At 63.4% G+C, this 18,400-nt stretch carries 19 protein-coding genes and 1 pseudogene; 15 read left to right on the top strand and 5 right to left on the bottom strand.

Annotation, left to right across the window (positions count from 1 at the left end):
• Positions 1-240 precede the first annotated feature (240 nt).
• The 3 genes from CO669_RS29905 to CO669_RS29895 form a co-directional block, all read right to left on the bottom strand.
• Positions 241-993, bottom strand: coding sequence for a ZIP family metal transporter (locus tag CO669_RS29905; RefSeq protein WP_028141939.1), 753 nt, complete (start codon positions 991-993; stop codon positions 241-243).
• A 247-nt stretch (positions 994-1,240) separates the two neighbouring features.
• Entirely contained in the window at positions 1,241-2,107 is an 867-nt protein-coding gene (locus tag CO669_RS29900) for a glucose 1-dehydrogenase (RefSeq protein ID WP_502694528.1), read from the bottom strand.
• Between the two features lie 16 nt (positions 2,108-2,123).
• Entirely contained in the window at positions 2,124-3,953 is a 1,830-nt protein-coding gene (locus CO669_RS29895; RefSeq protein ID WP_308421700.1) for a glycoside hydrolase family 15 protein, read from the bottom strand.
• A 145-nt stretch (positions 3,954-4,098) separates the two neighbouring features.
• Between CO669_RS29895 and CO669_RS29890 the strand changes: the two genes are divergently transcribed.
• From CO669_RS29890 to CO669_RS29850, 9 genes are all read left to right on the top strand, one after another.
• Positions 4,099-4,554 (top strand): low affinity iron permease family protein, encoded by a 456-nt coding sequence (locus CO669_RS29890; protein WP_028141941.1) that lies wholly within the window; start codon positions 4,099-4,101, stop codon positions 4,552-4,554.
• Between the two features lie 513 nt (positions 4,555-5,067).
• On the top strand, positions 5,068-6,528 hold the full coding sequence (locus CO669_RS29885; RefSeq protein WP_097664814.1) for a glucan biosynthesis protein G: 1,461 nt from the start codon (positions 5,068-5,070) through the stop codon (positions 6,526-6,528).
• The gene (gene mdoH / locus CO669_RS29880) at positions 6,516-8,627 is read left to right on the top strand and encodes a glucans biosynthesis glucosyltransferase MdoH (RefSeq protein WP_028141943.1); all 2,112 of its coding nucleotides are present in this window, start codon (positions 6,516-6,518) and stop codon (positions 8,625-8,627) included. Before CO669_RS29885 ends, mdoH begins: the two co-directional genes overlap by 13 nt.
• Positions 8,628-8,807: 180 nt before the next feature.
• The gene (locus CO669_RS29875; RefSeq protein WP_028141944.1) at positions 8,808-9,146 is read left to right on the top strand and encodes a DUF1236 domain-containing protein; all 339 of its coding nucleotides are present in this window, start codon (positions 8,808-8,810) and stop codon (positions 9,144-9,146) included.
• 80 nt (positions 9,147-9,226) lie between these two features.
• A complete protein-coding gene (locus tag CO669_RS29870; protein ID WP_050990942.1) occupies positions 9,227-9,646 on the top strand; it encodes a hypothetical protein in 420 nt (139 codons plus the stop codon).
• Between the two features lie 171 nt (positions 9,647-9,817).
• Positions 9,818-10,018: a hypothetical protein gene (locus CO669_RS29865; RefSeq protein ID WP_028141945.1), complete on the top strand. Its 201-nt coding sequence runs from the start codon at positions 9,818-9,820 to the stop codon at positions 10,016-10,018.
• Between the two features lie 16 nt (positions 10,019-10,034).
• Positions 10,035-10,442, top strand: coding sequence for a hypothetical protein (locus tag CO669_RS29860; protein ID WP_028141946.1), 408 nt, complete (start codon positions 10,035-10,037; stop codon positions 10,440-10,442).
• A gap of 315 nt (positions 10,443-10,757) precedes the next feature.
• The gene (locus CO669_RS36570) at positions 10,758-10,880 is read left to right on the top strand and encodes a hypothetical protein (protein WP_256379450.1); all 123 of its coding nucleotides are present in this window, start codon (positions 10,758-10,760) and stop codon (positions 10,878-10,880) included.
• Between the two features lie 4 nt (positions 10,881-10,884).
• Complete coding sequence (locus CO669_RS29850) at positions 10,885-11,913, top strand: glycosyltransferase family 4 protein (protein ID WP_028141948.1); 1,029 nt, start codon at positions 10,885-10,887, stop codon at positions 11,911-11,913.
• Positions 11,914-11,994: 81 nt separating this feature from the next.
• Here CO669_RS29850 and CO669_RS29845 read toward each other — a convergent pair whose 3' ends face one another.
• A complete protein-coding gene (locus CO669_RS29845; RefSeq protein ID WP_028141949.1) occupies positions 11,995-12,222 on the bottom strand; it encodes a hypothetical protein in 228 nt (75 codons plus the stop codon).
• Between CO669_RS29845 and CO669_RS35770 the strand changes: the two genes are divergently transcribed.
• From CO669_RS35770 to CO669_RS36195, 4 genes are all read left to right on the top strand, one after another.
• Positions 12,221-12,565: a hypothetical protein gene (locus tag CO669_RS35770; protein ID WP_158228804.1), complete on the top strand. Its 345-nt coding sequence runs from the start codon at positions 12,221-12,223 to the stop codon at positions 12,563-12,565. The two genes, CO669_RS29845 and CO669_RS35770, sit on opposite strands and share 2 nt — an antisense overlap.
• Before the next feature lie 302 nt (positions 12,566-12,867).
• On the top strand, positions 12,868-13,965 hold the full coding sequence (locus CO669_RS29835; RefSeq protein WP_097664809.1) for a DUF1236 domain-containing protein: 1,098 nt from the start codon (positions 12,868-12,870) through the stop codon (positions 13,963-13,965).
• A 24-nt stretch (positions 13,966-13,989) separates the two neighbouring features.
• Positions 13,990-14,307, top strand: coding sequence for a hypothetical protein (locus tag CO669_RS29830; protein ID WP_035703241.1), 318 nt, complete (start codon positions 13,990-13,992; stop codon positions 14,305-14,307).
• Positions 14,308-14,367: 60 nt separating this feature from the next.
• The gene (locus CO669_RS36195) at positions 14,368-14,529 is read left to right on the top strand and encodes a hypothetical protein (protein WP_193374107.1); all 162 of its coding nucleotides are present in this window, start codon (positions 14,368-14,370) and stop codon (positions 14,527-14,529) included.
• 274 nt (positions 14,530-14,803) lie between these two features.
• On the opposite strand, the pseudogene CO669_RS29825 reads toward CO669_RS36195, so the two are convergent.
• Positions 14,804-15,250: pseudogene (locus tag CO669_RS29825) on the bottom strand (response regulator transcription factor); the annotation flags it as partial.
• Between the two features lie 97 nt (positions 15,251-15,347).
• Here CO669_RS29825 and CO669_RS36460 point away from each other — a divergent pair.
• Both CO669_RS36460 and CO669_RS29810 read left to right on the top strand, forming a co-directional pair.
• A complete protein-coding gene (locus tag CO669_RS36460; protein ID WP_081492397.1) occupies positions 15,348-16,223 on the top strand; it encodes a sensor histidine kinase in 876 nt (291 codons plus the stop codon).
• A gap of 1,183 nt (positions 16,224-17,406) precedes the next feature.
• Positions 17,407-18,141, top strand: coding sequence for an outer membrane protein (locus CO669_RS29810; RefSeq protein WP_035703233.1), 735 nt, complete (start codon positions 17,407-17,409; stop codon positions 18,139-18,141).
• The last annotated feature ends 259 nt before the right edge of the window (positions 18,142-18,400 follow it).

The following is an 18,400-nucleotide window of genomic DNA, read 5'->3' as shown; positions in this document are numbered from 1 at the left end:
CCTTCGCCGCGATTGTGTGAAAATCCGCGGAAAACAAGGATTCATGACCACCCCTGTGTACCACCCGTTCCGCGATTCAGGGTGTCATTCTCAGTCGATTTCGAGGCGCTTCAGGACGCCAATCGATCGTCGCTTGTCGTCCTGGAGAGGGTGAAGTCCAGGCTTTCCCCTTCACGTCGCGAGCGACCCGCAGGGCCCGTCCGACAACAGCCTTGCTTCTGCATCGCACGGCCCGGCGTTCTAAGTCTCTCCTAAGTTAGAGAGCGCAAAGGCGACGAGGAGGCCGACGACAACGAGCAAGCCGGCCAGCTTCTGTTCGCCTTCGACCGCTTCGGGCACCATGGTGTTCACCACCATCGTCAGGAGAGCGCCCGCAGCGACGGCACTCACGGCAGCAACGACCTGAGGGGAAGCTCCGCCAAGGAAAGCCGCTCCCGCGGAAGCAGCAAGCCCGGAGAGGACGGCGATCGTTGCCCAAAGGCCAAAGATGTAGAGCCGGGAGCGACCCGCGGTTCGCATGCCGAGCGCACTGGACAGTCCTTCCGGGAAATTGGACAGGAAGATAGCTGCCAGCATAGCGAGGCTGATGCCTTTCCCGCTCAACAGCCCGAGCCCCAGAACCACGCTTTCCGGAACCCCGTCGAGGAGCGACCCGATTGCGATCGCCAACCCTCCGCCTTGGCCGGCGTTCGCCTGCTGGTCCCCGGACCGTTTACGTGAATGCGCGCCTGCTCGAGAGACCGCCCAATCGGCAAGGGCATACATTGCGGAGCCCGCAACGGCACCGGCGACGATCGGCCAGATCCCGCCTTCCTGATACCCGTCCTCCAACAGGTCGTAGGCCACGGCCGAGATCAGCACGCCGCAACCGAACGACATGATCCCCGCGGTAACGTACCGAGGCATTCTGAGGACGAATGCGACGGCTGCTCCCAGGAGCAGCGATGAGGCACCAAGCAGCCCCCAAAGGCCGGCGGTCAACCAGATCGGCATCGGAGCACCAGCTATGTTTCGCGACCTGGGGGCGGCGAGACCTGGCTTGCGCTCTTCTCCCGCGTCTTACTTGCCTTCTTCACCGCCGAGCGGCGCTTCAGAACCGATGTCAGAGCGCTCGCCATCTTGCGCGCGATCTTACCTGCAGCCATTGCCCGTGCGCCATTTACCAAAGTTCGATCCTCCAATTGCTGCGTAAGCGATGCGACCAGCGGTTCTCGTTGGGATCATGACCCTGAGGCTTTGCCTAGCCTCCGCTTGCGAAGCCGGGGAATAGGGTCATGCCGCCGTCGATGAACAGGGTGGCGCCGGTGACGTAGTCGGCGGCGTCGGAGACGAGCCAGGCGACCGCCTGCGCGATGTCGTCCGGCTCTCCGATGCGCTTGTAGGGCACCAGCGTCATCAGGCTTTCGTACGCTTCCCTCGTCTCCCAGGCGCGCTGATTGATGGGCGTCCGGATGGCGCCGGGTGCGATGCCGTTGACGCGGATGCCGATGGGGGCGACTTCCTGCGCGATGCTTCGCATCATCTGCATCACGCCGCCTTTCGATGCCGCGTAGTTCGCGTGGCCCGCCCACGGAATCTCCTGATGGACCGAACTCATGCAGACGAGCTTGCCGGCCGCGGCCGAGATGTCACCGACGATGCCCCGTCTTTTGAATTCGCGGACTGCCTCCCGGGCACATAGGAACTGGCCGGTGAGATTGACGCCGATCACCTTATTCCACTGATCGATCGTCATCTCATGGAGGGGCGCGTCGCGCTGCAGTCCGGCGTTGTTCACCACGATGTGCAACGTGCCGAAATGATCGATGGCACGGGCGAACATCGACCGGACGTCATCCTCGTTGCTGACGTCCGCCTTGATTGCGATCGCTTTTCTGCCCCGGGCCTCGATTTCATGAACGACTTCTTCGGCTGAGACGGGATCCACGACATAGTTGACGACGACGTCGGCGCCGGCCGCGGCCAGCCCCAGCGCGACCGCGCGGCCGATACCTGAGTTGGCGCCGGTCACCAGCGCAGGCTGCCCTTCCAGGGTCACGGGAAAGCGGGCCTGCGGTCGCAAGCGCTCGCCCGGGCTTGCCGGAGCGGCCGGGTCGGTTGAATTCACTGTCATGGCGGACCTCCTAGTCGGAGCGCGCGGCTTCATCTCCCTCGCTGGGGAGGGCTCTCTTGCTACCGCGGTGCTCCGAGGGTTTTTCGCGGTGGGTGAGGTTGTGGGCGGTATTGACGAGGGCTATGTGAGAAAAGGCCTGCGGAAAGTTTCCGACCAAGCGCCGCCGCGAAATGTCGTATTCTTCCGATAGCAGGCCGACGTCGTTGCGAAGCGCGAGAAGCCGCTCGAACAATTCCTTGGCCTCGGCGTCGCGGCCGATCAGATGGTAGGCATCCGCCAGCCAGAAGCTGCAGGCCAGGAACATGCCTTCCCCCGGCGGCAGACCATCCTTCGTCGCACCCGTATCGTAACGCCGGACGAAACCGTCCTGGAGCAATTCCCGTTCGATCGCCTGGATCGTCGAGATCACGCGAGGATCCTCGGGTGGCAGAAAGCCCACGGCCGGGATCAGCAGCAAGCTCGCGTCGAGTTGCGGCTCGCCGTAGACCTGGACGAAGGTTTTGCGCTCAAGGTCGTAGCCGCGCCGGCACACCTCGTCGTGGATCGCGGCTCGTTGCGCTTCCCACTCCTCGACGCGGCCCTTCATGCCGAACTCGGCAGCCGACTTGATGGCCCGATCGTAGGCGACCCACGCCATGATCTTGGAATACGTGAAGTGTTTCGCGCCGCCCCGGACCTCCCATATGCCCTCGTCCGGCTGGCTCCAGATGCTCTTGAGATGGTCGAGCAGCGCGCATTGTACTGCCCAGGCGCGCTTGTTCTCGCGGAGACCGCCGCGGCGCGCCTGATATAGGGCGTCCATCAGCTCGCCGTAGACGTCGAGCTGAAGCTGGGTGTGCGCCGCGTTTCCGATCCGGACGGGCTTGGAGTTCTCATATCCGGAGAGCCACGGGACTTCCCACTCGGTCAGCCTGCGTTCGCCGGTGACCGCGTACATGATCTGGAGCTGCCGCGGACTTCCCGCGACGGCGCGGACGAGCCAGTCGCGCCAAGCGCGCGCTTCGTCGAAGAAGCCCGCGCCCACGAGGGCCAGTAGCGTCAAGGTGGCGTCACGTACCCAGCAGAAGCGGTAGTCCCAATTTCTCGAGCCTCCGATCTGCTCCGGCAGCGACGTCGTAGCGGCGGCGACGATGCCGCCGCTCGGCCCGAACGTCAGCGCTTTGAGAGTTATCAGGGATCGCTGGACCGCCTCCGAATATGGCCCTGCCGTCTTGCAGCGGCTGGACCAATTGCGCCAGAAATCCTCTGCCTGTTTCAGAAGAGACGCAGGGTCCTCGGGAGCGGCGGGATCCTGGTAGGATATCTGATGGGAAAGCACGAAAGCCACGGTCTCGCCGCGCGCGACCGAGAACGAGCCCACAGTTTTCATGGCTTCGCCGCGCATCGGCACCGCGGTCCTGAGCAGTAGCATCGACGCGCCCGCGACCATGCTGACCGCTCCGTCCTCAAGGCGGCTGACCCAAGGTACGCTGGTCCCGTAGTCGAAGCGCGCGACAAGTTCGCTGCGCATCTCGACCTCGCCCTCCAGTCCTTCGACGATTCTGACGACCTTCGAGAGATCCGTCTTAGGCGGCATGAGATCGATGAGGCGGACCCGGCCGCAGTCGGTCGTAAAGGTCGTCTCGAGGATCAAGGTGCCCGGTCGGTAGCGTCGTTCGCTGCTCGAGCGAGCCTCGGGGCAAATCTTCCAGTATCCGTTGTGCTCATCGCCGAGTAGCTTCGCGAAGCAGCTGTCCGAATCGAAGCGGGGGACGCAGAGCCAGTCGATTGACCCGTCGCGCCCGACCAGACCCGCAGTCTCACAATCGCCGATCAAGGCGTAGTCTTCGATCCGAGCCATGCTGGGCATCCAACCGGAACGTTTGCCCTCCAGTTCCGCAGATCCCATTGCGGACGTTCATACTTTCGACTGAGGCTAGTGGTCGATGCGCCTTACGGGGAACCCGCGAACCTCTTCGCCCGTTCTCTCAAAATCGGAGGATCTCATGCGTGATAGGCGGAAGAAAACGGAAGGCGGCACCGCCCGCTTCTTCGGCGAGTTTGCTACCCGCACCTCGCAGGCTGCGGGGCGCGCGTCGACCTTCGTGCTCGCGGCCCTGGTGGTCATCATCTGGGCAGTCACCGGTCCGTTGTTCGGCTATTCGGACACGTGGCAGTTGGTCATCAACACCGGCACCACCATCGTCACCTTCCTGATGGTCTTCCTCATTCAGAATTCCCAGAACCGCGACAGCGCAGCCATGCAGGTCAAGCTTGACGAATTGATCCGCGTCGGGACGGCGCGAAACTCCCTTGTCGGTATCGAGCATCTCACGGACGAAGAGATCGAAGACCTGCGGGAGAAATGCGAATCGCGCGCCAAAGCGGAAAAAACGGCGAACGAGCGTGTGAAGACGACCGGACGACGGGCCCGCCGCGCCGCCGAGCAGGCGGCAAGTTAATCGCTGCGGCACCGAAGGGAGTTAGGTACTCGCCGGGCATTCGCGTAGCGAGCCGACGCTGAGTTGAACCGCTGCCTACCGATTTCTCGAATGGTCAGATCGGAGAGTGCGGCAGCATCGGTCACACCGCGCTGATGAAGTTCGAGCATCTTCCTTGCGACGACAGCGCACAAGGGCCCTCGCGATCGACGAGTTCGAGTTTTCGGAGAGCGGCCTTGAAGGCCAACTCGAGAGCGTTCCGCTATTCTGGCGCAATGGTGATGTCCGCGAGCAAGCGCGCAATAGGCATGGTTGTGCTCCACTTGGTGCGGGCGGGAGCGCAATCGGTCTCTCAGCCACCGACGCCTACGGGCAGAGCCTCGGCCAATGATGCTGGAAGTATGTACCTCTGGGACTATACGCGGGCCGTGGAACCCACGGGCCATGGTGATCGTTGCTTGGCCGCGGCAGCAGTAGCGAGGAGTACACGTGAACCGACGCCAGCTTGTTCAAGGGTCGGCGTTACTGCCGGCGATGCTACTCGCCTCGCGCAGCGGCTTCGCCGCTGCGTCGGACGAGACCTTTGGCCCGTCGACGGTGAGGGATCTTGCCCGTGCGATCGCAAGCAAGCCGTTCGAGGCGCCCGACGAGAAGCTGCCGGCCGGGTTGAAAGACCTGGACTACGACCAGTACCGTTCGATCCGCTTTTTGCCTGAGCGGGCCCTTTGGCGTGGCAAGAATCTTCCGTTCGAAGCGCAGTTCTTCCATCGTGGCTTCTTTTACAAGAACAGGGTGAATATCTTCGAGGTCGCGGATGGAAAGGTCGCCGAGATCAAGTACCGCAAGGCGGACTTTTCTTTCGGAGAGAAGGTCCCGGCGTTCGAGGAGACGGATCTCGGGTTCGCAGGCTTCCGCATCCATGCGCCCATAAACCGTCCCGACTATTACGACGAGGTCTGCGTATTCCTGGGCGCGAGTTATTTCCGCGCTGTGGCCAAGGGGCAGACGTACGGGCTCTCCGCCCGCGGACTCTCGATCGATACCGGCGAAGCCAAGGGCGAGGAGTTTCCGCTCTTCAAGGCCTTCTGGCTCGAGCGGCCGGCGTCGGGTGCAACCTCGATGGTCATCCAAGCTCTCCTCGACAGCAAAAGCTGCGCGGCAAGCTACCGCTTCACCGTCCGGCCGGGCGAAACCACGGTGTTCGACGTTGAAATGTCGGTCTATCCGCGCGTCGAAATGCAGCGCGCCGGTCTCGCGCCCATGACCAGCATGTTCTTCTACGGCCCGAACGACCGCAACGACATCGACGACTTCCGTCCGTCGGTCCACGATTCCGACGGCCTGGCGATCTTCAACGGCAAGGGCGAAAGCCTTTGGCGCCCGCTCAGCAATCCGCGCGATCTGCAGATCAGCACCTTTCAGGATCTCAATCCCCGCGGCTTCGGCTTGATGCAACGGGAGCGAAACTTCTTCGCCTACCAGGACATCGAGTCCAGCTTCGAAAAACGCCCAAGTCTCTGGATGGAGCCCATCGGCGATTGGGGCGAGGGCGGGGTCACGCTATTCGAGATCCCGACCAAGGAGGAGGTTCACGACAACATTGCCGCGTTCTGGCGGCCGAAGAACCCCCTGCAGGCCAAGGGCGAACACAACTACACCTATCGGCTGTACTGGGGCCCGGATAGCCCGAAGCCGCATTCGCTGGCGCGCTTCACGCGAAGCGGAATAGGGGCGCGGGGCGAGGATGCCCGCCTCTTCGTCCTCGATCTGGTCGGTGAGAACCTGAAGGGCATCGATCCCGCGGGCGTGAAAGGCGTGGTGACGGCGGAGAAGTCCGAAGTGAAGAACATCGTCACGCAGCCCAATCCCTACACCGGTGGCTGGCGGCTCAGCTTCCAGTGCCAGGTGAAAGGCGAGCCGATCGAGCTGCGCGCGTTTCTGACCGAGGGTGACAAGCCCTTGTCGGAAGTCTGGGTCTACCGATGGGCCCCCTGACCACGGCGACGCGACCGGTCGCCGGCGATATCGCGACGGAGCGCCTGCTGCCTCGCGAGACGCCGCTTCCGATGGCTCCTGGCAACCTCGGGAAGGCCCGGGTCCCCGACCGCGTTCCTGCGGCGGTGGGCTCCGCGATGGCTTGGCGCCGCGGCCTCATTCTGCTCGCGACGGCGGCGCTCACGGGCGCGGGCGGCTACGAGATGTATCGCGTGCTGGAGGTCGGCGGCGTCACCGTACTGGAAGCCATGGTGCTGGTGCTGTTCCTCGTTTTGCTCGCGTGGGTGGCTTTCTCGTTTGCCTCCGCACTCGCCGGGTTCTTCGTGCTGCTGACCCATCCGACCGCGGTAGTTGCGGAGCTGCCTGCGATCGTGAGCCGCACCGCCATGCTGCTTCCCACCTACAACGAGGACCCGCACCGATTGACGGCGCGGCTTCGCGCGATGATCGAATCCTTGGAGGCGACCTCGCACGGGGAGCTGTTCGACTGGTACGTTCTGAGCGACAGCACCGACCCGGACATCTGGGTCGCCGAGGAGAAAGCGTTGCTCGCGCTACGGCAGGCGGTGGGGACGCCGCGACTGTACTATCGCCACCGCGCCGACAACACGGCGCGGAAAGCCGGCAACATCTCCGAGTGGATCACGCGGTTCGGCGCCGTCTACGACTTCATGATCGTGCTCGACGCCGACAGTCTCATGAGCGGACAGACCATCGTCCGGTTGGTCCATGCCATCGAGGCCAATCCGACCGCGGGGCTCGTCCAAACGCTCCCGATGGTGGTCAACGCGCGAAGTTTTTTTAGCCGCGTCCAGCAATTCGCGGGCCGGCTGTACGGGCCGATGATCGCCGCCGGCGTGGCCTGGTGGCACGGCTCGGAAGGCAACTATTGGGGCCACAACGCGATCATCCGCGTGAAGGCGTTCGCGGAAGCGGCGGCGCTGCCGCAGCTTCGGGGACCCAAGCCGTTCGGCGGGCACATCCTCAGCCACGATTTCGTCGAGGCCGCGCTGATGCGGCGGGCGGGGTGGGGTATCTACATGCTGCCGACGCTCGGCGGAAGCTTTGAGGAGGTGCCGCCTTCGCTGCTCGATTTCGCCGCGCGCGACCGGCGCTGGTGTCAGGGCAATCTTCAGCATCTCGCCGTGGTGCCCGCTCGCGGTCTCCATTGGGTATCGCGCCTGCATTTCATGGTGGGGATCGGGGCCTATCTAACGGCGCCGCTGTGGCTGCTATTCCTGCTGCTGGGGATGCTGATCTCGCTCCAGGCCCGCTTCGTGCGCCCGGAGTATTTTCCCAAGGGCTTCTCCCTCTTTCCGACCTGGCCGGCCCAGGATCCCGTGCTCGCTATTTGGGTGTTCGTCGCCACGATGGGACTGTTGTTGTTGCCGAAGCTGCTCAGTCTGGTCGTCGTTTGGACGCGGAGCCCGGTGAGGCGCCAATTCGGCGGCGCGTTGCGGACCTCGGCCGGAGTTCTCGCGGAGATCGTCATCTCTGCATTGATGGCGCCCGTAATGATGATCTTTCAGTCGATCGCGGTCGTCGAGATTCTGGCCGGCCGCGATGCCGGATGGCAGACGCAAAGACGAGACGACGGCACTGTGGAGCGCCGCGAGCTCTATCGGAAGTACGGCATCCCGACCTTGTGCGGCGTTGCGATGGCCGCAAGCGCCTACGCCGTTTCGTTGCCACTTTTGCTCTGGATGTCGCCGGTGATCGTCGGGCTGCTGTTCGCTGTTCCTATCGGGGCGCTGACGGCCAGGCCGTCGTCCGGCAAACTGTTCGCCACCCCTGAAGACCGGGAGCCGCCTTCAATCCTGCGCCGGGCCAACGAATTGAGTGCGGCGGCGGAGGTCGGCATCAAACCCGCTCTCACGGAGCTTCGCGAAGCCCCCGAGCTGCTGGCCTTTCATGTCGCCCAGTTGCCGCCACCGCGCGCTGCCAGGCCCGATACCGTAGACGCCAACCTGGCGGTCGGACGTGCCAAGGTGGATGCCAGCGAGACGTTCGAGGAAGCCGCCGCGCATCTGTCTTCGCGCGAGGTCTTCTCGATATTGAATGACGCCTCGGCGCTCTCGACCGTGCTGCAGAAGGGATGACCTTACCGAGTGCCTGGCGGACCACGCTCTCGGGGCTCGAGCCAATCCTTGATCCGAGCCGACTTCCCGCGCTCTCGCCTCCGACGTTCGGGAAAATATGGCAATTCTCCTGCCTCTTTCCGGAACCTTGCCATCATCTGCGGGTTCTCGCATGCCGCATCTGGCGGCGAGGAGAACAACATGAACAATCTTCTAGTGACGACGGCCCTGGCCGCGCTGATCTCGACGGGCGCGATGGCGCAGTCGACGGTCGTCACAACCACCGGCACCGGTCACTCGGCCGCCGTGCAGATCGAGCCGGAATACCGCACCAAGATCCGCACCTACGTCACCGAGCACAAGGTTCGTCCGGTGCAGCAGAAGATCGTGGTCGGCCAGCCCGTCCCGCGCGAGGTCGAGCTCGAGGCGGTGCCCGCCGATTGGGGTCCTTCGCTCAGGAAGTACCGCTATGTCTACTCGGGCGAGCGCGTGATGCTGGTCGATCCGTCGACCCGGACGGTCGTCCAGGAGATCGACTGAGCATTCTAGCGCGTCGCTGATCGCAGCGGCCCGCCTCCCATCCGCCGATACCTTGATTTCCCATTTCCGAGCGGCCATCCATGCCGATCATTCGTTATTTCGTCTTCGTCGGCGGGTTCCTGCTGGCGTTGCTCTTCGCTGCGGATCGGTACCTGCCCGCTCCGGTAGAAGCCGCCGCCGTGGCCGACCCCGACAGGACCATCATCCGGATAAAATCGGCGAGGAGCCTTCCGGAGAAAATCGTCTTCGACACCAGCCAGCGCGCCGAGGTACCGATGATCGCGCAGGCCGATCCGATCCCGGAAGAGCTGCCGCGGGAAGTGCGAGAAGCCATGGCCGCCATGCCTGCCGCACCATCCGGCGAGGCCCAGAAGGAAGAGCCGGCCCACGTTGCGGCGGTCCTCACGCATCCGAAGCGGTCGGCAATGCTGCGGAAGCGGACACCCGACCGCCGTCTCGCCTTCGAGCGCGCCGATGCGACTGCCGGCGGATCGTGGTGAGCGGAAAGCCTGGGAGAGGGTCAAAGAAGGGGACCGAAGGAGCAGCTTTGCAGCCGGGTGGGCTGCTCGCACGTGGGGGCCGTTCATGCTTGGGGCGGGGCGGTTAACTTTGTTGAATTCGTCGCAAAGCTATTCCGCGGTAAGCTAACTCTTCCTGCGTTGGGGGTTTCCATGTTCGATCCGGCCACGACCGCGCTCTTGCGCGCCGTATCCGACGAGGTCTGCGAAGACGTCTCGCGCCACGAAACCGCGGCGCGCACCCATGTTGCTTCGAGGATTCTGGAAGCGGCGACGAACGGCGACAGCTCGCCGGAGAAGCTGAAGCAGGTCGGACGCGCGGCCCTCCACGACGCTCCGACCATGTGGCGATAGGTCGAGGAAGGCTGGGGTGAACTTCCAGGTCACCGTGCTCAAGATCCTGGTGAGCTATCCCGACGGGTTCGCCGTCATGGTCGATCTCAAGCGCGACATGGCGATCCTGGCGACGAGCGGGCGCGACTGGGCCGAGCGGACCAAGCGCCTTGCCGCTCGCGTGCCGGAGCTCGACATCTTCTCGCAAGGATTGGTCGAGCGTCTGAATGGCGGATGGCGGATCACGGAGAAGGGCCGTGCCGTGCTGGGGTTCATGGAAGCCAAGCCTGCCGAGACAACGACGGAGAGCGCTGCGCCCGCCGTGGAGCCGCCGGCTTCAAGTCCAGCGGCGTCCACACCTCTCGCCGCCAGGCGCTCCGGCCGAAGCCAGCGCCTGCAGCGCCGTCGTGCGGCACGCGAGCGGGCCCGCGCAAAAGCTTGCTGAACGCCCGCTTGTGCGTTGAGGCACGCGCTCGGGAAAAACTGGAAACTTTGCCGACTGTGTCGAGTTGCCAGCGATCGGATCGGTCGCCGGGAGCGCAGAAATGGTTGACGATGTCGTCTTGAAGAACGCCTCGGAGACCCCCTGGAACGTGTACCGCGCTCGGCGCCCCGACGTCGGCGCTCGCGACAGCCGACGCTGTTTGCTGGAGCGCCATCTGCACAGGAGATGGGAAGAGCGCCAGGGTGATACCGGAGAGCTCGCCAGCTTCGGGATCGCTTACCTGCACCGGCTTCCCAGAGACGAATGTTGACGTGCATGAAAATGCTATTGGCACGCGCAGCCATCGGAAGCACAAGGCCCGGTTGGACGCTGCTCGCGATTTCGTTTCTGATCTCCGCGATCATCGTGATCGGCTTGCGCATCGTGTTCGGAGCCTAGCTCGATGCGGATCGCCCAGCTTGCCCCGTTGGCCGAGAGCGTCCCTCCGAAGCTGTACGGAGGCACCGAGCGGGTGATCGCCTGGCTGGTAGACGAGCTCGTCGATCGCGGGCACGACGTGACGCTGTTTGCGAGCGGCGACTCGAGCACGAAAGCCAAGCTCCATGCCGTGTGGCCGCGCGCGCTACGCCTGGGGCGGAAAGGCGTCGATCCGAACGCCGCCTGCGCGCTCTTGATCGAGGCCATCGGCGAGCGCGCGCGCGATTTCGACGTGATTCATTCTCATGTGGATTGGTTGCCTCTGCCGGTCCTGGGCCGCACTGGAGTGCCGTTTCTGACGACCATGCACGGGCGGCTCGACCTTCCGGGGCTGCCCGATGTGATCGGCACTTTCCCGAAGGCTCCTTTTGTCTCGATCTCGGACAACCAGCGGCGTCCGCTCCCGGACGCGAATTGGATCGCGACGATTCCGCACGGGCTGCCCAAGGATCTGTTTCGTCCCTCCTACGAAGCCGGATCGTACCTGGCCTTCCTCGGGCGGCTGACGGCGGAGAAGGGGCCTGAAGCAGCGATACGCATCGCGCGGGCGGTTCAGATGCCGCTCCGGATCGCCGCCAAGATACCCCGGGCCGAAACGGCCTACTTCAAGAAGAAGCTCGAACCCGAGATCGATGGAGAGACGGTCCAGCTCATCGGCGAGGTGGACGAACTGCGGAAGCAGCCGTTCCTCGCCGGCGCCTCCGCCTTGCTGTTTCCGATCGATTGGCCCGAGCCCTTCGGCCTGGTGATGATCGAGGCGATGGCATGCGGGACGCCGGTGATCGCCTATCGCTCCGGATCGGTGCCGGAGGTCGTGGAGGACGGCGTCACCGGATTCATCGTGGACGGCGAGCAGGAGGCGATCGAAGCAGTCGAGAAGGTCATCCGCTTGGACCGACGAAGGGTCCGCGCCCGCTTCGAGGAGCGCTTCGTCGCGAGCCGAATGGCGAAGGAATACGAAGAACGATATCGCGAGCTGGTCGCTGGCAGGTAGCGCCTCCGAAGGAATCGTTCGGCCGAAACAAAACGGCCCGCCCGGCGTACCGGACGAGCCGCTCGTTAAATCGGCCTGCGATCAGTGCTCGGTGCAAACCTTGGTGGTCTTTACGGCGGACTCGGCCTCCGTCTTGGTCTTGTAGACGCCGTTGCCCACCACTGTCGTGGTGGTGGTCGTCGGCTTGGTGTCGACGACGGTGCATTTCTTGGTCGTCGCATCGCGGACGATGTAGAACTCGGCGGCACTGGCGGCCTGGGTGCCGAGAGCGAAAGCGGCGAGCGCGCCGCACACGACCAGCTTCTTCATGGAGTTCTCCTCAAGCAGTTGTAAAGTGGCTATTGCTAACGAGGCGGACGCGGCAGAAGTTCCACTTTTTCCCGGTCTGGAAGCCATGATGGAACCGCTTTCAGGTGGTCTGCTTGCCCCCCTTGATGACCTGAAATCGCGGTCCGGCCAGCCTGTTTGGCGGCACGACAACCGGCTCGAAATCCGTGTCCTGTCCTTGCGCGCCCTTGCAATTTGGGCAGACGAAGAGGTGCGCGATCATCGTCGTGGGATTGTCCCGGACGAGTTCGGACCGAAACCATTTCATTGTTACACGGCAATTTGGACAGCTAGGATTGCCGACGTCCCCCAAGGAATGCCTTAGTCGTTTCATCGGCCGCCCCGCCGCTCGGCATTTGGTAAGTCGTAGCACCTCGGACGTGGCGCGAATGTATCAAAAGACACAGCGGGCCACGGTGCCATGGAGATCGTGTGGGAGCGGCGTTCGCACGACGGGCGGGCGGGCGACGCCGTCTTGGTGAACGCGTGCTTGCCCTTCCGCGAAGCAGCATCTCTAGCCGCCGGGCAAATCGCAAGCTCGATCTCGCTGCGGATTGCCAGATTTTCCCGGCTGGAACCGAAGGCGGCGCCGAGGGTTGATCGGCGTCCACATTTGGGAGGTTTCAGATGAACAAGCGTTTATTCTTGGCCACGACCGCTGCGGTTGCCATCGCGACTTCGGCATTCGCGCAATCGTCTCCGAGCACGTCGAGCTCCACTCCGTCCGCAACGCAGCAAAAGGACTCCACGTCGACGCCGTCCTCTTCGACGTCGACGCCCTCGAATTCGTCGGGCTCGGCTCAGACCACTCCCTCCAGCAACTCGGCTCAGAGCCTGTCGCCGTCATCGACCAACCAGACCTCTGGTAGCCCGCCGTCCAATTCCGGGTCAGGCACCAACACCACCCAGGCGCCCGCCTCGGGCAACTCGACGAACCAGGCCCAGACCAATCAGCCGACGAACCAGTCCACGACGCCGTCCAACCAGGCGCAGACCAACTCGCCGTCTGGCACGACGCAGAGCGCCAATCCGCCGGCTTCCGGCACCAACCAGGCGCAGTCGCCCTCGGGTAGCGGCTCGACCAATACCGCGCAGCAGCCGAACAATCAGCAGAACACGGCGGATCGTTCGTCGAACACCAACGTGAATGCGTCGGTGAACATCAACGACCAGCAGCGGACCCGGATCAGCGCGTCGATTTCGCACCTGAACGTGCAGCCCCTCACCAACGTGAACTTCTCCTTGTCGGTGGGCACCGTCGTCCCGCGCGACATCCGGCTGCAGCCGCTGCCGGCCGAGGTCGTCGAGATCGTGCCGCAGTATCGGGGCTACAACTTCGTCCTGGTGAAGGACGAGATCGTGATCGTCGAACCATCGACCTACAAGATCGTGACCGTCCTGCCGTACTCGGGCCGTTCGACCGCGTCGGCGCCGGCGCGCACCGAGCAGCGCAAGGTGACGTTCAGCGACCGTGAACGCGAGGTCGTCCGCAAGCACGCCAAGGCGCGACCGGTCGAGCGCGAGAAGCGGGTGACCACCGGCAGCTCGGTCCGGACCGAGATCCGGACCGGCGAGCGCGTGCCGGAGGGCGTGGAGATCGAGGCCTTCCCGGAGGAGGTCTATCGGGATGCTCCGACCCTTCGCGAGTACCGGTACATCAACCGGGACAGGCGCACCTACATCGTCGAACCTCACGAGCGTCGCATCATCGAAGAGATCGATTGATCTCGCAACCGAAGGAGAAGAACCATGAAAACCATCGTGTTGGGAGCGCTCACGGCGACCCTGATGGCAGCGTCGGCGAATGCCGCCCCGCTCGCCCCTGCGGCCATCGCATCGGCCGAGCTCGGTGCCACCGAGCAGGTCAGGCTCGTTTGTAACGAGTACGGTCGCTGCTACCGGACCCGCGGCCCACGCTACGTCCAGCGCTACTACGGCGGGGACGACGGGTACGTGGTCCGCCGGAGCTACGGCTACTATGGCGGCCCCGGCTACTACGACCGCGGCTACGGCTACTATGGCGGTGGGCCGAGCATCGGTTTCAGCTTCGGTACCCGGAGCTGGTGAACTACGAAAGGGCCGCTCTCGAGCGGCCCTTTCTCCGTCGGTTCCTGTGGGGATGATGAGATGTCGGCTGTTGCGAAGCTCCTGGCCCAGAAAGAGCAGTTGCTCGCGCGCCTTGAGACCGATCCGGGTCCGAACGAACGGGCCGAGATCCAGGCGTTGCTTTCAAAGATCGAGACGGCGCTGAAGCTGCTCGGCAACACCGCTGCCGCGGTCGACGAGTAGTGGTCGGCGAGCGATTTCGCTGAAGCTCTCCCGAACAGATAGCCTGCCGGTATGAAGGCCCCAGCTCTAGGGGGCTATGAGCTGGGGCCAGTACCGGGTTCGCCCCTAGGGCAGGGGCGTTGGGAAAACTTGGCAGCCAAGCCTTCGTTCCTGCGTGAAGGAAGTTTGGATCTTCGCGCATCCACACCCGCTGAAGTTCCGGACGTGCGGCCGCCGGTTGATCGCTAGGTCGGGGTGCTCGCCTCGTCTCGCCGAGCTCCTGGACCACCCGCACGATCTCGTCCGGGTGGAAGGGCTTTCTCACGATACGGCTGCCTTGGACCGGGCGAGGCGGGACCGGCGAGAAGCCGGTCGCGTAGACGACCGGCAAATTCGGGTACTGCTCCCGATAGCGCTCCGCGATCTGCCACCCGTCGACCTGCCCGGGTAGCCTCACGTCGGTGATCAGAACATCCGCGACGCGGCGGTCGCACCAAGCGAGCGCTTCCTCTCCCGTGCTCGCATGGATCACGTGATAGCCGGCCTCGCGCAGGGCATCGACGACGAATTCGCGGATCAGAGGATCGTCTTCGACGAGAAGTACGCTCACTGGGGGCTCTTGTGGATTTAGTGTCTCACATTCGAACGGCGCAACGTTGCGGTCGTTCCCGGCTCTGATGCAGCTTGCGAGAGCGCTGGGCCCGTGGCCTGGAGCAGACGCGCCGTAGTGAGGAACGGGCATGCGTGGCTGCGGTTCTCTGTCCATGAACAGGCTCTTCCCTCTCGTCCTGGAGCATGGGCTTCCGACAGTAGCCAGGTACGCCATTTCGGCGTGCATCATGCTGGGCTGCGCCGTCCTGCAGATGGCACTGCAGATGCAGACGGGGTCGCCGGGATATTTCCTGCTGCTTCCCGGTGTGTTTCTCTCGGGCCTCGTCTTCGACCGCGGCTCTGGAATTTTCGCAGCCATCATCGCGGTCGCCATCGGGGCCTACGTCGGCTATGCCAGCAACAACGGCATGGACTACTTGGCGACTAACGCTCTCTTCGCCATCACCGCAGCCGGAACGGCCGCCGTCGCCGAATTCCAACGCTCCGAGCTGGGGCGGGTGGTTTTGGCCGACAAGACGAAGGCCCTGCTGCTGCAGGAGATGGCTCACCGGACGAAGAACAACCTCGCAATCCTTGGCGGTATGATTAGGCTGGAGGCGAGACACGGCGGTTCGGAAGTCGCGGCCGCGCTGGAGGCCACCGCGCGTCGCCTGCAGGTGATGGCGGAGGCCTACGACCATCTCTCGCCAAAGCGGGATTCGAACTCCGTGAACATGCGCTTTTTTTTGAACAACGTCGTGGAAAAGGTCTTCCAGTCTTTGGCGCCTCCCGGGCCGATTGCATTTCAGGTGGTCTGCGAGGACATCGACCTGGCCAGCAGCCATGCGCTCGCGATCGGCATGATCACGAACGAGCTTGTCACGAACTCGCTGAAGTACGCTTTTCCCGCCGACAGGCCCGGCCACATTGCGGTCTCGTTCGCAAGTGGAAGCGGCATCGAGCTGTCGGTTTCCGATAACGGAGTCGGTCTGCCCGAGGGGGCAGAGCCCGGCGGATTGGGGTCGCGCATCGTCCAGTTGCTCGCCCAGCAGCTGGAAGGTGAAACTTCCTATGAACGGCTTGATCCTGGCCTCAACGTCCGGGTGCGGGCGAACCCGCGATAGCAGCGCGTTCGGCGAGCGGTCGCTGTCGTGGTGGGCTCTTTGAAGAAGGCAACGAACACATCGGTCGGCTTTGCCGGCAGAAGTTCGCCGTAGCAGCCCGGCATGCACACCGGCACCGCCGCCGCCGCGTCGGATCGAGACGCCGAAATGGGAGTGACGACATCGTCTTGCCACGGTCGTGTTCGTTCATGGCTGTTTCTGGCATCAACACAAGGATGCTCGAAATCCACACAGCCGGCGACCTGCAAGAATTTCTGGGCCGCAAAACTCTCGCGCGACACGTCCCCGGGACGCCGATAGCAGAAAAAAACTTCGCAAGATCGGGCGGCGAGTTCTGGTCATCTGGGAATGCGAGATCCGTACCCGAGATCTGCTCGCCGCCAAACTGAAGCGCTTCTTGGATAAGTCAACCCTGACTCTCATCCGGTGAATCGCACCTCCTGAAGGCCACAGGGATAAAGGCGGTCCTGCGATCGAGCGCAACTCGCATATCGCGGCACACCACGCATGCAAGGCTTTTCGAAAGTTTGCGGATGGGCTGCTGCCTGGAAGGCTTTTTCCGTGCGAGCAGGGAAAGCGACCAGTGGACCCAGTGGAGGCAGATGATACAGGGCCGGCGGCCAAGGGGACCGACTGGACGGCCGAGCAGGTCACCATCGCAGTCGCTAAACTATTTCCTGATGCTCGGACGCGAACGAGCCACCGACAAGATTGGCCGAGCACTACCGGCGGCTGGAGCGGGAGGTGGGACGGTCGGAGAAGTCGATCGAATGGAAGCAACGTGTCGGCTGTTCTGGAGTGGCTCGGGATCGCCTGGATTCCGGGCCTGTTGCCCACAATTCGCAGGACTCCCTGTCGCAGTCCGTCGAGGTCCGGTTGGGTCTACATCCGAAAATTGTAACGGACCCCGTGCCGTTGAAGCCGCGCTTCACGTCGTCAGTGACTGGCCAGAAGCAAAAGAGTCTGCCGGCCTTGAAGACGTTCGCCACCCTATAAGAAATGCTAAGCCTTGTGGAACTTAAGTGTCTAATTGATATGAGCTATTTGGAATTATCGCGGCAGAGTGTTGCAAGCCGGCTACAGCAACGAGCGAGGGAAAGGTTAAGGTGTGCTCGGCAGTGGGGGTACGCGTGTCGTGCTTTCAACTCTTTTTCGGGGAGACACTTTAGTGAGAAGACTTCTGATGACAACGGCCGGGGCATTGGCGCTCGGTCTATCGCCTCCGGCCAGCGCGGCAGATCTGGCTGCGCGTCCCTACACGAAGGCACCTCCAATGGTCGCCGCGATCTACGACTGGAGCGGCTTCTACATCGGCGCCAACGGCGGTTGGGGCTCAAGTCGCAACAGCTGGGATTCGGTTGCCCCGTTCCTGGTGGGCCCCGAAGGTTCGCACGACGCAACGGGCGGCGTTGCGGGTGGTCAGATCGGCTATCGCTGGCAGACTGGAACATGGGTGTTCGGCCTCGAAGCGCAGGGCGACTGGGCTGACCTGCGAGGCAGCAACTTGAGCACGCTCTTCGGACCGGGCTTCCGTAACGAATCGCGGATCAATGCGTTCGGTCTGTTCACGGGTCAGCTCGGCTGGGCCACCAACAACGTCCTGTTCTACGTCAAGGGCGGTGCTGCTGTGACCGACAATCGAAACCGGATCTACTCGACTGCGACTGGCGCCTTGCTTGCCAGCACCGGCGATGACACCCGTTGGGGCGGTACCGTCGGCGTAGGCTTTGAATACGGCTTTGCCCCCGGCTGGTCGGCTGGTGTCGAATACGATCATCTGTTCATGCAGGATCGCACCCTTACCTTCACAACCCCCGCGGGCGTTGCATTCGGTGCGGATCGCATTCGTCAGGATGTCGACCTCGTCACGGTTCGCGTGAATTACAAGTTCGGCGGGCCCTCTGCCGGACGGTACTGACCGCAGCTTTCTCATATCCAGTAAACTGGCCTGGCCGCATTTGCGGTCGGGCCTTTTTCTTCATCATTTTGTTTTCGCTTCTTGATTGTCTTGAACACCAATGAGCGCCCGCCTGAAAGGCGATGAGGTGGAGTCCGCTGTGGGTCAAAAGTGGCCTCCAGTCGGCATGGCCGTGAAGGTCAGCTAGGGGCCGATTCTGTTGAAAAAGGCGGCTGTTGCGACGCAGAGGGATCAGTGATTCAGTCTGTCTAATTGGCAG

It is taken from the genome of Bradyrhizobium sp. Y36, assembly GCF_002531575.1.
In the GTDB taxonomy this organism is placed as follows: domain Bacteria; phylum Pseudomonadota; class Alphaproteobacteria; order Rhizobiales; family Xanthobacteraceae; genus Bradyrhizobium.
This window is presented reverse-complemented; position numbering and strand designations above follow the sequence as displayed.

Bases quoted from the DNA above. Each gene is read 5' to 3' on its own strand.
- CO669_RS29905 (WP_028141939.1), bottom strand. From the start codon at position 993: ATGCCGATCTGGTTGACCGCCGGCCTTTGGGGGCTGCTTGGTGCCTCA.
- CO669_RS29895 (WP_308421700.1), bottom strand. From the start codon at position 3,953: ATGGCTCGGATCGAAGACTACGCCTTGATCGGCGATTGTGAGACTGCG.
- CO669_RS29890 (WP_028141941.1), top strand. From the start codon at position 4,099: ATGCGTGATAGGCGGAAGAAAACGGAAGGCGGCACCGCCCGCTTCTTC.
- CO669_RS29885 (WP_097664814.1), top strand. From the start codon at position 5,068: ATGCTACTCGCCTCGCGCAGCGGCTTCGCCGCTGCGTCGGACGAGACC.
- mdoH (WP_028141943.1), top strand. From the start codon at position 6,516: ATGGGCCCCCTGACCACGGCGACGCGACCGGTCGCCGGCGATATCGCG.
- CO669_RS29875 (WP_028141944.1), top strand. From the start codon at position 8,808: ATGAACAATCTTCTAGTGACGACGGCCCTGGCCGCGCTGATCTCGACG.
- CO669_RS29870 (WP_050990942.1), top strand. From the start codon at position 9,227: ATGCCGATCATTCGTTATTTCGTCTTCGTCGGCGGGTTCCTGCTGGCG.
- CO669_RS29865 (WP_028141945.1), top strand. From the start codon at position 9,818: ATGTTCGATCCGGCCACGACCGCGCTCTTGCGCGCCGTATCCGACGAG.
- CO669_RS36570 (WP_256379450.1), top strand. From the start codon at position 10,758: ATGAAAATGCTATTGGCACGCGCAGCCATCGGAAGCACAAGGCCCGGT.
- CO669_RS29850 (WP_028141948.1), top strand. From the start codon at position 10,885: ATGCGGATCGCCCAGCTTGCCCCGTTGGCCGAGAGCGTCCCTCCGAAG.
- CO669_RS35770 (WP_158228804.1), top strand. From the start codon at position 12,221: ATGGAGTTCTCCTCAAGCAGTTGTAAAGTGGCTATTGCTAACGAGGCG.
- CO669_RS29845 (WP_028141949.1), bottom strand. From the start codon at position 12,222: ATGAAGAAGCTGGTCGTGTGCGGCGCGCTCGCCGCTTTCGCTCTCGGC.
- CO669_RS29835 (WP_097664809.1), top strand. From the start codon at position 12,868: ATGAACAAGCGTTTATTCTTGGCCACGACCGCTGCGGTTGCCATCGCG.
- CO669_RS29830 (WP_035703241.1), top strand. From the start codon at position 13,990: ATGAAAACCATCGTGTTGGGAGCGCTCACGGCGACCCTGATGGCAGCG.
- CO669_RS36195 (WP_193374107.1), top strand. From the start codon at position 14,368: ATGTCGGCTGTTGCGAAGCTCCTGGCCCAGAAAGAGCAGTTGCTCGCG.
- CO669_RS36460 (WP_081492397.1), top strand. From the start codon at position 15,348: ATGCTGGGCTGCGCCGTCCTGCAGATGGCACTGCAGATGCAGACGGGG.
- CO669_RS29810 (WP_035703233.1), top strand. From the start codon at position 17,407: ATGACAACGGCCGGGGCATTGGCGCTCGGTCTATCGCCTCCGGCCAGC.